Genomic DNA, 14866 nt, shown 5'->3' with positions numbered 1-14866 from the left:
GTGGCGACAGAAGCGCATGGCGAGGCAACCGGCCTGTCTTTCCACCCGATGGATCAGTTCATCGTGCGCCCGCTGTTCAGCGACGGGCCGGTCCACTGGTACACGCCCACCAACGTGACGCTGTGGCTGGCAGCCATCGTGCTGGCCACGCTGGCCCTGCTGGTGCTGGGCACGCGCGGCCGCGCCATCGTCCCGAACCGCAGCCAGTCCATGGCCGAGATGGCCTATGGCATGATCCACAAGATGGTGGGCGACATCGCGGGCAAGGACGGGCTGAAATACTTTCCCTACATCATGACGCTGTTCATGTTCGTCGTCTTCGCCAACTTCCTGGGCCTGCTGCCGATGGCCTTTACCGTGACCTCGCATATCGCGGTGACGGGCGTTCTGGCGCTGGCGGTGTTCCTGACGGTGACGATCATCGGCTTCGTCAAGAACGGCACGCATTTCCTGGACCTGTTCTGGGTCCGCTCGGCGCCCCTGGCGATCCGCCCGGTGCTGGCCGTGATCGAGGTGATCAGCTATTTCGTGCGGCCCCTCAGCCTGTCCATCCGACTTGCCGGCAACATGATCGCCGGTCACGCCGTGATCAAGGTCTTCGCGGGATTTGCGGCGCTGATCCTGATCAATCCCGGTCTGGGCGCGCTTGTCACCCCCGTCTCGATCCTGGCGGTCGTGGGCATGTATGCCTTCGAGATCCTCGTGGCCTTCATCCAGGCCTATGTCTTTACCATCCTGACCTGCGTTTACCTCAAGGACGCGCTGCATCCGTCGCACTAGGCCCGGCTGCACAGGTCATCACCCCAATCCACAACTTCCAACCGCAAGGAGCATCATCATGGAAGGCAATATCGGAGAACTGGGCCAGTACATCGGCGTCGGCCTGACCGCCATCGGCATGGGCGGGGCCGCCATCGGTGTGGGCAACGTCGCCGGCAACTTCCTGTCGGGCGCGCTCCGCAACCCCTCGGCCGCCGCCGGCCAGACCGCCACGCTGTTCATCGGCATGGCCTTTGCCGAAGCCCTGGGGATCTTCTCGTTCCTGGTCGCGCTTCTGCTGATGTTCGCGGTCTGATCCCAAGCCATCCTTGCGGCGGGGTGGGGTTCTGCCCCGCCCCTTCGTGACTTTCAAGGCCAGGGGTTTGGACATGATCAGCCTGTTGCAAGAGGCCGCCCATACCGCGGCCGAACATACCGAAAGCGTGGCAAGCTCTGTCGCGCATGGCGAGACCGAGACGGCCACGGGTCTGCCCCAGCTTGATCTGACCTCCTTCGGGAACCAGATCTTCTGGCTGGTCGTCGCCATGGTCGTTCTTTACTGGGTCGTCGCCAAGGTCGCGCTGCCGCGCATCGGCGCCGTCCTGTCGGACCGCCAGGGCGCCATCACCGGCGACCTGATGGCTGCCGAGGAATTCAAGCTGAAGGCGAAAGAGGCCGAGGCCGCCTATGACAAGGCGCTGGCCGACGCCCGCGCCGAGGCGGGCAAGATCGTCGCGGCGAACCGCGCCGAGATCCAGAAGGAACTGGACGCCGCCATCGCCCATGCCGATGCCGAGATCGCCGCGCGCGTGTCGGAATCGGAAGGACGCATCCGGCAAATCCGCGACAGCGCCGACACCGACGCCCGCGAGGTTGCCCGCGATGTCACCGCCGAACTGGTCCGCACCTTTGGCGGCGTGGTCGATCAGGCCGCGGTCGATCAGGCGGTGGACAGCCGCATGAAGGGAGCCTTGCAATGAAAAAGCTTGCCGTTCTTGCCGCCGGCCTGACCGCCAGCCCGGCATTAGCCGCGACGGGTCCGTTCTTCTCGTTGCGGAACACGAACTTCATCGTCCTGATCGCCTTTCTGGTCTTTGTCGGGATCCTGCTGTATTTCAAGGTTCCCGCCCGGATCGGCGCGCTTCTGGACCAGCGCGCCCATGGCATCCGCCGCGACCTGGACGAGGCCAAGCGCCTGCGCGAGGACGCGCAGGAGATCTATGCCAGCTTCGAGCGCCGCCAGCGCGAGGTGGCGGGCCAGGCCGAGCAGATCGTCGCCAATGCCAAGCGCGAGGCCGAGGCGCAGGCCGCCAAGGCCAAGGCCGACCTCAAGACCTCGATCGAGCGCCGCCTGAAGGGGGCCGAGGACCAGATCGCCAGCGCCGAAAGCGATGCGGTGCGCGCCGTGCGCGACCGGGCCGTGCAGGCGGCGATGGCTGCGGCATCCAGCCTGCTGGCGCAGCAGGTGAGGGCCGGGCAGCGGTCCGCCGGGATCGACGACGCCATCGAAGACGTGGCGCGCCGGTTGAACTGACGGGCGCAAGCCACTGAAATCGGACAGTGAAAAACCCCCGTCGCGTCAAGCGGCGGGGGTTCTTGCTTGGGGTGGGATCAGTTGGTCGGGCGGATCAGGATCTCGACCCGGCGGTTTTGCGCGCGTCCCGCGGCGGTGTCGTTCGAGGCGATGGGCTGGTTGAAGCTGGCCCCGGTGGCGATCAGGCGCTGCGAGGCCACGCCCGCCGCGGACAGGATCCCCGCGACCGACTGGGCGCGGCGCTGCGACAGGTCGGCGTTGAGGGCGGCGCTGCCGGTGTTGTCGGTATGGCCCACGACCTCGACCCGGCTGTTGGGATACTGGTTCAGGTTGCGCGCCACGGCATAAAGGTCGTTCTGCGCGGTGCCCGACACGGCGGCGGATCCGGTGGCGAACAGGATGCCTTCGGGCATGATGACCTGCAGATAGGATCCGCGGTTGATGACCTGGATGTTCGGGTTCGACAGCGACTGTTGCAGCGCCTGCGCCTGGCGGTCCAGGATGTTGCCCGCGATGCCGCCGGCCACCGCGCCGATGATCGCGCCGCGCGCGGCGTCCCGGCCCTGGTTGTTGCGGTCGCTGTCGCGCGTGCCCGCAAGAACGGCGCCGACCGCGGCCCCGGCCAGGGCGCCTTGCTGGGTGCGGCTCATGCCGGTGCCCGTGCCGGTGTTCATGCCGTCCATGCCGGTCGTGGGCGCGCAGGCGCCAAGCGCCACAAGGCCCGTGGCGGCAAGAAGGGTGGAAATGCGAAGGGTCATGGGATTGTCCTTTCCGGGCCGAAGGCCCCCTCCCGTGGAAACATGGCGCTTACTATGGGACAGCCGCCACGGGCTTGCAATGGCGCGCGGGGACCGTCAAAAGCGGCGGGCCATGGTCCAGATCCGCCGCCCGCCGCAGCCCTTGCCGTTCGCCCAGCAGGTCGCGATCTTCTCGCGCCTGGCAAGCGCGAATCCGAAGCCCGTGACCGAGTTGGAATGGACCAATCCCTTCACGCTGGTCGTGGCTGTCGCCCTGTCGGCGCAGGCGACCGACGTGGGGGTGAACAAGGCGACCCGGGGCCTGTTCGCGGTGGCCGACACGCCGCGGAAGATGCTGGATCTGGGTCTGGAGGGCGTGACCGAACATGTCAGGACCATCGGGCTGTTCCGGCAGAAGGCGAAGAACGTCATGGCCCTGTCGCGCATCCTGGTCGAGGAGTTCGGCGGCGAGGTTCCCGACAGCCGCGCCGCCCTGATGACGCTGCCGGGCGTGGGGCGCAAGACGGCCAACGTGGTGCTGAACACGGCCTTTGGCCATCCCGCGCAGGCGGTGGATACGCATATCTTCCGCGTGGGCAACCGCACCCGCATTGCGCCCGGCCGCGACGTGGACGCCGTGGAGCGCGCCATCGAGGACAACGTGCCCGCGCGCTTTCAGGACAACGCCCATCACTGGCTGATCCTGCACGGCCGATACATTTGCCAGGCCCGCCGCCCGCGTTGCGCGGTGTGTCCGATATACGATTTGTGCCCATACGAGGAGAAGACCGCATGACCACCCCCTATGTGATCGGCATCGGCAATGCGGTGATGGACGTGATCTCGCCCGTGGGCGACGACCGGCTGGCGGCGCTTGGGGTGCAAAAGGGCATCATGCAGTTGATCGAGCGGGAACGGTCGGAATACCTGATGGCCGCGCAGGCCGACGACCATGGGCCGGGGCGCGCGCGATCAAAGCTGGTGCCGGGGGGATCGGTGGCCAACACCCTGGCGGGCATCGGTATGCTGGGGCTGCGCACGGCCTTCATCGGGCGGGTGGCGGATGATGCCCTGGGACTGTCCTATGCCGAACAGACCGAGGCGACGGGGACGGTTTTCGTGAACCCTCCGGTCGCGGGGGAGCAGTTGCCGACCTCGCGCAGCATCATCCTGGTCACACCGGATGGCGAGCGGTCGATGAACACCTATCTGGGGATTTCCGCAGAGCTGGGGCCGGAGGACGTGAATCCCTCGGTGTTCCAGGGGGCGGGCTGGCTGTTCCTGGAAGGCTATCTGTTCGACAAGCCCAAGGGGAAGGAAGCCTTCCTGAAGGCCGCCCGGTCCTGCCACGATGCGGGCGGGCAGGCGGGGATCGCGCTGTCCGATCCGTTCTGCGTGGACCGGCACCGCGCCGATTTCCGGCGGCTGGTGGCGGGGCCGATGGATTACGTGATCGGCAATGTCCACGAATGGCAGGCGCTGTATCAGGTCGGGGATCTGGAGGAGGCTTTGCTGCTGGCATCGGCGGATTGCGGGACGGTGGTCTGCACCCGGTCGGGCGAGGACGCGATCCTGATCCGCGAGGGCGAGCGGGTGACGGCGCCCGTTCATCGCATCGTGCCGGTGGATGCGACGGGGGCGGGCGACCAGTTCGCGGCGGGGCTGATCTATGGTCTGGCCCTGGGCCTGCCGCTGGCGGTGGCGGGGCGGATGGGCTGCATCGCGGCGGCGGAGGTGATCGGGCATGTGGGGCCGCGGCCCGAGCGGGATTTGCGGGCGGATTTCCGCGCGGAAGGGTTGATCTGAGTTTTGCGTCCCGCGAAGGCCGGGGGCGCTTCGCCCCCCGGACCCCCCGAGGATATTTAAGCAAAGGTGAATGCCTGCCGGTTGGAGGCCGCTGGCGTTGCGTGGCTCGTGCGCCGCGTGTATCAGGGCCGCAACGAATTTGCAGCTTGAAGGACTTCGCGGATGCGCAGGGTTGTTGTCACCGGGTTGGGGATGGTCACGCCGCTGGCTTGCGGCGTCGAGGCGACGTGGGAACGGCTGCTGGCCGGGCAGTCGGGCGCGGGGCGGATCACGCGCTTCGATCCCAAGGACGTGGTGACGAAATACGCCTGCGAGATCCCCATGGGCGATGGCCAGGACGGCAGCTTCAACCCCGATGATTGGATGGAGCCGAAGGACCGGCGCAAGGTCGATGACTTCATCCTGTACGGGATGGCCGCGGCGGTGCAGGCGGTGGAGGACTCCGGCTGGGTGCCGCAGTCCGAGGAAGACCGCGAGCGGACCGGCGTGATGATCGGGTCGGGGATCGGGGGGTTGACCTCGATCGCGGAAACGGCGGTGCTGATCAAGGAGCGCGGGCCGAAGCGGGTCTCGCCCTTCTTCATCCCCGGCGCGCTGATCAACCTGGTGTCGGGGCAGGTGTCGATCCGCTTCGGCTTCAAGGGGCCGAACCATGCGGTGGTCACGGCCTGTTCGACAGGGGCGCACGCGATCGGCGATGCGGCGCGGCTGATCATGCTGGGGGATGCCGACGTGATGGTCGCGGGCGGGGCGGAAAGCCCCATCAGCGAGATCGGCATCGCCGGTTTCAACGCCTGCAAGGCGCTGTCCACCAAGCGCGACAACGATCCGCAGGCGGCATCGCGGCCCTATGATGTGGATCGCGACGGGTTCGTGATGGGCGAGGGCGCGGGCTGCGTGGTGCTGGAGGAATACGAACACGCCCGCGCGCGGGGCGCGAAGATTTATGCCGAGGTGCTGGGATACGGCTTATCGGGCGACGCTTATCACATCACCGCGCCCAGCGAGGATGGCGATGGCGGGTTCCGGGCGATGCGGAACGCGTTGAAGAACGCCGGGCTGGAGCCTTCGGCGGTGGATTACATCAACGCGCATGGGACCAGCACGATGGCCGACACCATCGAACTGGGCGCGGTCGAGCGTCTGCTGGGCGATCATGCGTCGAACGTGGTGATGTCGTCCACCAAGTCCTCCATCGGGCATCTGCTGGGGGCGGCTGGCGCGGTCGAGGCGATCTTCTGCGTGCTGGCGATCCGGGATCAGATCTGCCCGCCGACGATCAACCTGGACCGTCCCGCGGTCGAGCCGAAGCTGGATCTGGCCGCCAATGCCGCGGTGCGGCGCCGCGTCGATGTGGTGCTGTCGAACAGCTTCGGCTTTGGCGGCACGAATGCCAGCCTGGTCCTGGGGGCGGTCCGCGCATGATCTGGCGCAACATCGCCTCGAATTTCCTGACGCTGCTGATCGTGGTGCTGATCGCGGCGGCGGCGGCGGTGGCTTGGGGCAGGCACCAGTTCAGCGGGCCGGGGCCGAGTGCGGTGGCCCAATGCGTGCAGGTCGCGCCGGGGGCCAGCCTGAACGCCGTCAGCCAGCAGCTTGCGGAACAAGGGGCGATCAGCAACTCCTATGTCTTCCGGGCGGGGACGGATTATCTGGACCGCGCGCGCGATCTGAAGTTCGGCAGCTATCTGGTGCCGCCGCACGCCAGCATGGCGCAGATCGTGGACGTGATCACGGCGGGCGGGCCGTCCACCTGCGGGACCGAGGTTCTGGTGCGCGTGGGCGTCCGCGAGAACACCGTGCTGCTGCGCGACATGAACCCCGAGACGGGCGCCTTCGAGGAAATGGCGCGCTATGACCCCGCGACGGAAACGGCGCCGGAGGCCATCACCGCAGCCGTGGACAAGCCCGGCGCGCGGCTGCGCGTGGCCATGGCCGAGGGCGTGACCAGCTGGCAGGTGGTCGAGGCGCTGAAGGCCGCGTCCTTCCTGACGGGCGAGGTCGAGGACATCCCGGCCGAGGGCAGCCTTGCGCCCGACACCTATGAGGTCGAGAAGGGCGGCAGCCGCAGCGCGCTGCTGGCCGAGATGGCGCAGCGCCAGACGGCGATCCTAGCCGCCGAATGGGAAGCGCGTCCCTTCGGCCTGCCCTACGAGACGCCCGAGGAGGCGCTGATCATGGCGTCCATCGTGGAAAAGGAGACGGGGGTGCCCGAGGAGCGCCCGCAGGTCGCCAGCGTCTTCGTGAACCGGCTGGAACAAGGGATGCGGCTGGAAACGGACCCGACGGTGATCTATGGCATCACCAGGGGCGAAGGGGTGCTGGATCGCGGATTGCGGCGGTCGGAACTGGCGGCGCCCACGCCCTACAACACCTATCGCGTCGATGGGCTGCCGCCGACGCCCATCGCCAATCCGGGGCGCGCGGCGATCCGGGCGGCGCTGAACCCCGACACGACGGACTATCTGTTCTTCGTGGCCGACGGGTCGGGCGGGCATGCCTTTTCGCGCACGCTTCAGGAACACAACGCCGCCGTGGCGCGCTGGCGCGAGATCGAGCGTCAGCAGGGCGGAGATCCCACCAGTCCGGTCCAGGGCGACGGATAAGGCCGCAAGCCGTTCAAGGGGTTTGACAAAGCCCGTCCCGTTGCGCAGGCTGGCGTGCAAGGGGCGGGCTTTTTCCATGGCGTGAACCTGCGCCGGGCCGTCGCCTTCCTGGAGGATGTGCCATGAAATTGTCCGACATGTTTTCGACCCTGGCCGACAACGCCCGTCTTTACGAGCAGCGCGTGACCGAGTGGCAGGATCAGATGACCAGCCGCAACGACGAGATGCTGGTCAGCGCGCGCAAGTGGCAGGAAACCGCGATGCAGCGCCAGGACGAGATGAACCGCCAGATCCGGGGCTATTTCGAGGAGGCCGGCGAGAACGTCCGCAACCAGTGGCAGGTCATGCAGACGGCCTGGGAGGACCAGTTCCAGAAGATGCGCGAAAAGGGCGAGGAGATGCGCGCCCAAGCCATGAAGTCGGGGCATTTCCCGGAATGGGCCGAAGCCTATGCGGCGCAGATGGTGGGATTTGCGCAGAAGATGCAGGACGAGGCAGCCAACGCCATTGCCGCCGCCACCGAGGCGAAGGGCCAGGGGAAGGGCACGAAGGACGCGTGACGCGAATCCCGTTGCGCCTGCCATGTGGGTTGCGGCGGGTGTTGCATGGGGGTGTTGCGCAGGTCAAGTCTTTGTTCGGAATGGATAATGGGCCGTGAACCGTGCGCGCCATGGTTTAGCGATTGACTTGCCGAACGCCCTGAGGTAGAACTTATCCATGCTGGGAAAAGTGGGCAAGCGGCCGGGGGGCGACCCCTAGGGCCGCTTTTTCAGTTTTCGGCTCGTGCGGACAGGACACGAGGCGGGACAGTTTGCATGAACGATATGGAATGGCGCGGGATCGCTGATCCCGAAGGACCGTTCGTGGCCGGGGATCACCCGGCCCGGGCGGACGGAAAGCCGGTTGCGAGTGCGGAGGCGGCGATGGACCCGGGCGAGGCCATCGCGGTCGCCGAAGGGTTGTTCTGGTCCTATGTCAAGGATCTGAAACGTCACGAGGCCGCGTTGGAGGCCCGGCAGAGCGGGGCCGTCGATCCCGCCGAGCTGAAGGAAGCCATGCAAACCGCGAAGGTCGTCCGCGAGGCGGTCGGTCTTCTGATGGCGGAAAGGAACAGGGTTGACAAGTTACGCAAGGACATTGCCGGCGGGGTCGGGGGCGGAAGCCTTGACCTTGACGCGGCACGAGATGAAATCGGGCACCGCCTGGCTTGCCTCCGCCGCGCCGGAGGAGGTTGATGCATTCCTGGGCGGGCTGTCCGAAAACGCGCTGATGGCGCTGCCCTGGCTGTTCGAGTTCTGGGCCTTGCCGCACCAGTTGCCGCCCGAGGGGGACTGGAAGACCTGGGTGATCATGGGCGGGCGCGGCGCGGGCAAGACCCGCGCCGGGTCCGAATGGGTGCGGCGGATGGTCGAGGGGCCGACCGCTGCCGCACCCGGGCGCTGTCATCGCGTGGCGCTGGTGGGCGAAACCTTCGACCAGGTGCGCGAGGTGATGGTGTTCGGCGAAAGCGGCATCCTCGCCTGTTCGCCGCCCGATCGGCGGCCCGTCTGGGAAGCCGGGCGCAAGCGGCTGGTCTGGGCCAACGGCGCGACCGCCACCGTCTATTCCGCGCATGAGCCGGAAGCCCTGCGCGGGCCGCAGTTCGACGCGGCCTGGGCGGACGAGCTGGCCAAGTGGAAGAAGTCCGAGGATGTCTGGGACATGCTGCAATTCGCGCTGCGCCTGGGCGAGCATCCGCAGCAGGTGGTCACGACCACGCCGCGCAACGTGGGGGTGCTGAAGCGGATCCTGGGCAATGCGTCCACGGTCACGACCCATGCGCCGACGGATGCGAACCGCGCCTATCTGGCGGAAAGCTTCCTGGCCGAGGTGGCGTCTCGATACGGCGGGACGCGGCTGGGGCGGCAGGAACTGGACGGCGTGCTGCTGGACGACGTGGAAGGCGCGCTGTGGACCACGGCGATGCTGGAGGGCTGCCGGGTGGAGCGGGCGCCGAAGTTGTCGCGTGTGGTCGTGGCGGTCGATCCGGCGGTGACGGCGGGCAAGGCCAGCGACGAATGCGGGATCGTGGTCGCGGGCGTCGTGGCCGAGGGCGAGCCGGGCGACTGGCGGACCTATGTGCTGGAGGACGCCACCATCCGGGGCGGGCCGCTGGACTGGGCGCGCGCCGCCATCGCCGCGATGGACCGGCACGGGGCCGAAAGGCTGGTGGCCGAGGTGAACCAAGGCGGCGATCTGGTGGAAAGCGTGATCCGGCAGGTGGATCCTCTGGTCCCGTTCCGCGCGCTGCGCGCCGGGCGGGGCAAGGGGCTGCGGGCCGAGCCGGTGGCGGCGCTTTACGAGCAAGGGCGGGTCAAGCACCTGCGCGGCCTGGGCGCGCTGGAGGACCAGATGTGTCAGATGACGGTGCGCGGGTTCGAGGGGCGCGGATCGCCCGACCGGCTGGATGCGCTGGTCTGGGCGATCCACGAGTTGGTGATCGAGCCGGGGGCAAGCTGGCGGCGGCCGCAGATGCGGCAGTTGTAAACCGGGGCGCTGCCCCGGACCCCGGGATATTTTCATGAAGAAGAAGGGGCTGGCCTGCGGGCTGGCCCTTTTTCGTTGGCATGGAGGCGAGAGATGGCGTTTCGGATGTTTACGCGGGAGGCGAAGGACACGCCCCCGCCGGAAAGAAAGGCCAGCGCGACGGGCCGGGTCGTGGCCCTGGCCAGCGGCGCGGGGCGCGCGGTCTGGTCGTCTCGGGATACGGCCAGCCTGACGCGGGGCGGTTTTGTCGGCAACCCCGTGGGCTTTCGCTGCGTCAAGCTGATCGCCGAGGCAGGCGCGGCCGTGCCGCTGGTCTGCGAGGACCGCGAGCGGCGTTACGAGGTGCATCCGGTTCTGGATCTGCTGCGGCGGCCCAATCCGGGGCAGGGCCGGGCCGAACTGTTCGAGGCGCTGTTCGGGCAGATGCTGCTGTCGGGGAACGGCTATGTCGAGGCGGCGGGGCTGGGTGCGCAGGGCCTGCCGGAAGAACTGCATGTGCTGCGGTCGGACCGGATGAGCATCGTTCCGGGGGCGGACGGCTGGCCCGTCGCCTATGAATACGCGGTGGGCGGGCGCAAGCACCGGTTCGACATGACGGGCAGTCCCGATCCGATCTGCCACGTCAAGTCCTTTCACCCGCAGGACGACCATTACGGGCTGTCGCCCATGCAGGCGGCGGCGGTGGCGCTGGACGTGCACAACAGCGCATCCGCCTGGTCCAAGGCGCTGCTGGACAACGCGGCGCGGCCTTCGGGCGCCATCGTCTACAAGGGCATCGACGGGCAGGGGGTGCTGTCGCCCGAGCAATACGACCGGCTGGTGGGCGAGATCGAGATGAACCACCAGGGCGCGCGCAATGCGGGGCGTCCGATGCTGCTGGAAGGGGGCTTGGACTGGAAGCCCATGGGGTTCTCGCCTTCGGACATGGAGTTCCACGAGACGAAGATGGCGGCGGCGCGGGAGATCGCGCTGGCCTTCGGCGTGCCGCCGATGCTGCTGGGGATCCCGGGAGACGCGACTTATGCGAACTATGCCGAGGCGCACCGGGCGTTCTATCGCCTGACGGTGCTGCCCTTGGCGACGCGGGTCACGGCCTCGGTCGCCTGGTGGCTGTCCGAGCATCTGGGCGCCGAGATCGAGCTGCGCCCCGATCCCGACCGCATTCCGGCCCTGGCCGAGGAGCGGGACCAGCAATGGCGGCGCGTGGGCGAGGCGCTGTTCCTGACGGATGCGGAAAAGCGGGCGCTTTTGGGCCTGCCGCCGCTGGCCGGGGCGTGACCGATGGAAGGGTCGCGTTTCGTGAAGGACGGCTTTGGCTGGCACGACCAGCGCTTCGAGGCCCAGGAACGCATCATGGCGCTGCAGTTCGGCGGCATGGAAAAGCGGCTGGAGCGGATCGAGGCCATGATCGAGGGGCTGGAGCGGCGGCTGTGGATGACCGTTTACGGCGTCGTCGCGGTGATCCTGACCCAGGCGGTGCAGGGCATTTTGGAATTCGCGCCGAAAGGAGGCTGACGGATGGTTCCGGGACTTGAGGTGAAATTCGCGGGCGGGGCGCCGGTCCTGACCGACGGGCAGGCGATCGAGGGCTATGCCAGCCTGTTCGGGCTGACCGACCAGGGCGGCGACGCGGTGGCGCCGGGGGCATTCGCGGCGTCGCTGGCGCGGCTGGCGGCCAAGGGCGACAAGGTGCGGATGCTGTGGCAGCACGATCCGGCCAAGCCCATCGGCGTCTGGGACGAGATCCGCGAGGACGAGAAGGGCCTGTGGGTCAAGGGCCGCCTGCTGCCCGAGGTGGCGCAGGCGCGCGAGGCGGCAGCCTTGATCCAGGCGGGGGCCATCGACGGGCTGTCGATCGGCTATCGCACGATCCGGGCGGAGCGCGACAAGCAGGGCCGCCGGGTGCTGGCCGAGGTCGAATTGTGGGAAGTGTCGCTGGTCACGTTCCCGATGCTGCCCGAGGCCAAGGTGGGCCGCAAGGACGCGGACGACCTACGCGAGGTGGCGGCGCTGTTCGTGGCGGCTGCGGAAGCCTTGCGGGATTGAGATTGCGGTGCGTGCGAGCACGCACCCTACGGGTTTGGATCGCTGCGGCGGTCCGAAAAACAGGGGCGGCCAGGACAGGCGGCATCCCCGATCATCGCGATGAGGAGACAAAACCATGACCGAGGTGAAAGCCGCGGAGGGTGGCGGCACGGCCGCAGACCTGAAGGGGGCCATGATGGGGTTCGTCAGCGAACTCAGGGGCTTTCGGGACGACATTCAGAAGAAACTCAATGCACAGGACGAACGCATGACCATGCTTGACCGCAAGACCGCCCTTCGTGGCCGCACCCCCCTGTCCGCCACCGCCGAGGTCGAGGTGCCCCACCAGAAGGCGTTCAACGCCTATCTGCGCAGCGGCGACGATGACGGCCTGCGCGGCCTGGTCATCGAGGAAAAGGGCCTGACGGTCGCCAGCGACGGCGGTTTCCTGGCCGCGCCGCAGGTGGCGGAAACGGTGCAGAACGTGCTGCGGTCCGGCGCGTCCTTGCGCAAGCTGGCCAATGTCGTGACCATCGAATCCGCCAGCTATGAAGTGCTGGTCGAGAAGAACGAGATGGGCGCGGGCTGGGCGACCGAAACCGCCGCCGCCGAGACGGCGCCGGGCCAGATCGAGCGCATCTCGATCCCGCTGCACGAATTGTCGGCCATGCCCAAGGCCAGCCAGCGCCTGCTGGACGACGCCGCCTTCGACGTGGAATCCTGGCTGGCCGAGCGCATCGCCGACAAGTTCGCCCGGTCCGAGGCCGCGGCCTTCGTCACCGGCGACGGCGTGGCCAAGCCCAAGGGCATCCTGACCTATCCGACCGCTTTGAACGCGACGGCGGGCGCCAACACCATCGGCGTGATCGAGACGGGCACCTCGGGCGGGTTCGACCCGGACGCCCCGGCGGATGCGCTGATCGACCTGATCTATGCGTTGGGTGCGGAATACCGGGTCAACGCCTGCTTCGTCATGAACTCGAAAACGGCAGGGATCATCCGCAAGATGAAGGATGCCGACGGCCGGTTCCTGTGGACCGACGCCCTGGCTGCCGGGCAGACGCCGCAGCTGCTGGGCTATCCGGTCCTGATCAGCGAGGACATGCCCGACATCGGCACCGATGCCAAGGCGGTCGCCTTTGGCGATTTCCGCGCCGCCTATACCATCGTCGAGCGCCCCGACCTGCGCGTCCTGCGCGATCCGTTCAGCGCCAAGCCGCATGTGCTGTTCTATGCGACCAAGCGCGTGGGCGGCGGCGTGACCGATTTCCGCGCCGTCAAGCTGCTGCAGTTCGCCTGATCCCGGAACGCGGGATCGGGTGAGGGAAAGACCGCGCACGGGTCGCTGGCCACCCTGGCTTTGCAACTGTCCGCGCGCGCTGATGGCTGGCGCGCGGGCGCGGTCTTTCCCGTCTTGATGCGACGACGAGGCCCCCCAAGGGGCGGCCTCGTCCCGGTGGATGACGAGCGGACAGCAAGACGGGAGGTTCGCGAGATGATGCTGATCGAGGAAACGGCGCCTGCGGCCGGGGCGCTGCCTGTCGCGGCGCTGCGCGAGCATTTGCGGCTTGGAACGGGGTTCGAGATTGCGGACGACGCGGCCGAGGACACGGCCCTTGCAGGGTTCCTGCGCGCCGCGATCGCGACGATCGAGGCGCGCACGGGCAAGGTGCTGCTGACGCGGCGCTTTCGGATGCAACTGGACGACTGGCGCGACAGGCTGGGCCAGACCCTGCCGCTTGCGCCGGTGGTGTCGGTCGAGAGGATCGAGATCGACGACGGCATGGGCACCGTGACCGAGGTGCCGCCCGAGAACTGGCGGCTTTTGCCGCACGGGCAGCGGCCGATGATCCTGCCGACGGGGGTGATCCTGCCGCATGTGCCCCGGCGCGGAATGGTCAGCGTGACCTTCACGGCGGGGTTCGGCGAGACCTGGGCCGCTGTTCCCGCGGATCTGGCGCAGGCGGTGATCATGCTGGCGGCGCGGTATTACGAGGATCGCGGCCATGACGGGACCAGGGGCGCCATGCCCTTCGGCGTCAGCGCGCTGATCGAACGCTGGCGGCAGGTCCGCACCCTGGCCGGGCGCGGCAGCCGCGAGGCGCGGCGATGAGCGTGCCCCGGTTGAACGTTCGGCTGGACCTGGAAGGGTCCGCCCGGCAGGGCGACGGAATGGGCGGTTATCGCACCGTCTGGCAGCGGGTCGGCCAGCTTTGGGCCGAGATGAAGGCGGGCGCCGGGCAGGAGCGCGGGGCCGAGGTCGGTCCCGAAAGTGTCGTGTCCTGGCGGATCACCGTGCGGGGGGCCAGGGCGGGCGATCCGCGCCGCCCGGCGGCGGGCCAGCGGCTGCGCATGGGGCAGCGGCTGTTCGTGATCGAAGCCGTGGCGGAGCGCGACCCAAGCGGCCAATGGCTGACCTGTTTTGCCCGAGAGGAGGACCAGGCATGAGTTTCGCGGCAAGCGTTGCCCTGCAAGGGGCGGTTTACCAGCATCTGCGCGCGGATGCGGCGCTGCACGGTCTGGTGGGCGATGCGATCTTCGACGCGATGCCGGTCGAGGCGCCGGCGGGCGTCTTCGTGTCCCTTGGTCCCGAGGATGTGCGGGACGCGGGCGATATAACGGCGGCGGCATCGCAGCATGATTTCGTCGTCTCGGTCCTGTCGGGCGCGGATCAGGGCGCGGGCTTCGCGGCGGTCAAGGCGGCGGCCGTGGCCGTGGCCGAGGCGCTGGACCAGGCGCATCTGGCGCTGAGCCGGGGGCGGCTGACGGCTTTGTGGTTCCAACGCGCCCGGGCGCGGCGGATTGAAAACGGCGCTGCGCGGCGGGTCGATCTGACCTTTCGCGCGCGGATTGACCTGGGCTGAGGAGATAAG

General features: G+C 68.2%; 19 protein-coding genes. 18 read left to right on the top strand and 1 reads right to left on the bottom strand.

From position 1 onward, the window contains the following. The 4 genes from GIY56_RS05295 (at nucleotide 1) to GIY56_RS05280 (ending at nucleotide 2293) form a co-directional block, all read left to right on the top strand. Nucleotides 1–780: a F0F1 ATP synthase subunit A gene (locus tag GIY56_RS05295; RefSeq protein WP_328288449.1), complete on the top strand. Its 780-nt coding sequence runs from the start codon at nucleotides 1–3 to the stop codon at nucleotides 778–780. Between the two features lie 58 nt (nucleotides 781–838). Continuing rightward, entirely contained in the window at nucleotides 839–1075 is a 237-nt protein-coding gene (locus GIY56_RS05290) for a F0F1 ATP synthase subunit C (RefSeq protein ID WP_089343169.1), read from the top strand. Nucleotides 1076–1148: 73 nt separating this feature from the next. Further along, a complete protein-coding gene (locus GIY56_RS05285; RefSeq protein WP_154763752.1) occupies nucleotides 1149–1739 on the top strand; it encodes a F0F1 ATP synthase subunit B' in 591 nt (196 codons plus the stop codon). Beyond that, nucleotides 1736–2293: a F0F1 ATP synthase subunit B gene (locus GIY56_RS05280; RefSeq protein WP_154763751.1), complete on the top strand. Its 558-nt coding sequence runs from the start codon at nucleotides 1736–1738 to the stop codon at nucleotides 2291–2293. The genes GIY56_RS05285 and GIY56_RS05280 overlap by 4 nt, the downstream gene beginning before the upstream one ends. A 77-nt stretch (nucleotides 2294–2370) precedes the next feature. Here the strand turns inward: GIY56_RS05280 and GIY56_RS05275 are convergent, their stop codons facing one another. After that, entirely contained in the window at nucleotides 2371–3051 is a 681-nt protein-coding gene (locus tag GIY56_RS05275) for an OmpA family protein (RefSeq protein ID WP_154763750.1), read from the bottom strand. A 112-nt stretch (nucleotides 3052–3163) separates the two neighbouring features. Between GIY56_RS05275 and nth the strand changes: the two genes are divergently transcribed. From nth to GIY56_RS05205, 14 genes are all read left to right on the top strand, one after another. Then, nucleotides 3164–3826, top strand: coding sequence for an endonuclease III (gene nth / locus GIY56_RS05270; protein ID WP_154763749.1), 663 nt, complete (start codon nucleotides 3164–3166; stop codon nucleotides 3824–3826). Continuing rightward, nucleotides 3823–4836 carry an adenosine kinase gene (locus GIY56_RS05265; protein WP_154763748.1) on the top strand — a complete coding sequence of 338 codons (1014 nt, stop codon included), beginning with the start codon at nucleotides 3823–3825 and terminating at the stop codon, nucleotides 4834–4836. Before nth ends, GIY56_RS05265 begins: the two co-directional genes overlap by 4 nt. 162 nt (nucleotides 4837–4998) lie before the next feature. Then, the gene (gene fabF, locus GIY56_RS05260) at nucleotides 4999–6261 is read left to right on the top strand and encodes a beta-ketoacyl-ACP synthase II (protein ID WP_154763747.1); all 1263 of its coding nucleotides are present in this window, start codon (nucleotides 4999–5001) and stop codon (nucleotides 6259–6261) included. Continuing rightward, nucleotides 6258–7442 carry an endolytic transglycosylase MltG gene (mltG, locus tag GIY56_RS05255; protein ID WP_154763746.1) on the top strand — a complete coding sequence of 395 codons (1185 nt, stop codon included), beginning with the start codon at nucleotides 6258–6260 and terminating at the stop codon, nucleotides 7440–7442. Before fabF ends, mltG begins: the two co-directional genes overlap by 4 nt. 122 nt (nucleotides 7443–7564) lie before the next feature. Beyond that, entirely contained in the window at nucleotides 7565–8002 is a 438-nt protein-coding gene (locus GIY56_RS05250) for a hypothetical protein (protein ID WP_154763745.1), read from the top strand. A 303-nt stretch (nucleotides 8003–8305) separates the two neighbouring features. Continuing rightward, complete coding sequence (locus GIY56_RS05245; protein WP_154763744.1) at nucleotides 8306–8677, top strand: permease; 372 nt, start codon at nucleotides 8306–8308, stop codon at nucleotides 8675–8677. After that, nucleotides 8628–9968 (top strand): DNA-packaging protein, encoded by a 1341-nt coding sequence (locus GIY56_RS05240; RefSeq protein ID WP_154763743.1) that lies wholly within the window; start codon nucleotides 8628–8630, stop codon nucleotides 9966–9968. The genes GIY56_RS05245 and GIY56_RS05240 overlap by 50 nt, the downstream gene beginning before the upstream one ends. A gap of 93 nt (nucleotides 9969–10061) precedes the next feature. Next, nucleotides 10062–11246 (top strand): phage portal protein, encoded by a 1185-nt coding sequence (locus GIY56_RS05235; protein WP_154763742.1) that lies wholly within the window; start codon nucleotides 10062–10064, stop codon nucleotides 11244–11246. Nucleotides 11247–11249: 3 nt separating this feature from the next. Further along, complete coding sequence (locus tag GIY56_RS05230; RefSeq protein WP_154763741.1) at nucleotides 11250–11483, top strand: GTA head formation protein, RCAP_rcc01685 family; 234 nt, start codon at nucleotides 11250–11252, stop codon at nucleotides 11481–11483. 3 nt (nucleotides 11484–11486) lie between these two features. Continuing rightward, nucleotides 11487–12014, top strand: a complete 528-nt coding sequence (locus tag GIY56_RS05225; protein ID WP_154763740.1) for an HK97 family phage prohead protease — start codon at nucleotides 11487–11489, stop codon at nucleotides 12012–12014. 115 nt (nucleotides 12015–12129) lie between these two features. Then, nucleotides 12130–13293, top strand: a complete 1164-nt coding sequence (locus tag GIY56_RS05220; RefSeq protein WP_154763739.1) for a phage major capsid protein — start codon at nucleotides 12130–12132, stop codon at nucleotides 13291–13293. Nucleotides 13294–13488: 195 nt separating this feature from the next. Continuing rightward, nucleotides 13489–14106 carry a head-tail connector protein gene (locus GIY56_RS05215; RefSeq protein WP_154763738.1) on the top strand — a complete coding sequence of 206 codons (618 nt, stop codon included), beginning with the start codon at nucleotides 13489–13491 and terminating at the stop codon, nucleotides 14104–14106. Continuing rightward, complete coding sequence (locus GIY56_RS05210) at nucleotides 14103–14441, top strand: head-tail adaptor protein (RefSeq protein WP_154763737.1); 339 nt, start codon at nucleotides 14103–14105, stop codon at nucleotides 14439–14441. Before GIY56_RS05215 ends, GIY56_RS05210 begins: the two co-directional genes overlap by 4 nt. Beyond that, nucleotides 14438–14857 (top strand): DUF3168 domain-containing protein, encoded by a 420-nt coding sequence (locus tag GIY56_RS05205; protein ID WP_154763736.1) that lies wholly within the window; start codon nucleotides 14438–14440, stop codon nucleotides 14855–14857. The genes GIY56_RS05210 and GIY56_RS05205 overlap by 4 nt, the downstream gene beginning before the upstream one ends. Nucleotides 14858–14866: the final 9 nt, after the last annotated feature.

The sequence above is a fragment of the Paracoccus lichenicola genome (assembly GCF_009708075.1).
Classification (GTDB): Bacteria; Pseudomonadota; Alphaproteobacteria; order Rhodobacterales; family Rhodobacteraceae; genus Paracoccus; species Paracoccus lichenicola.
The sequence above is the reverse complement of the archived record's forward strand: the minus strand, read 5'-3'. Positions and strand labels throughout refer to the sequence as shown.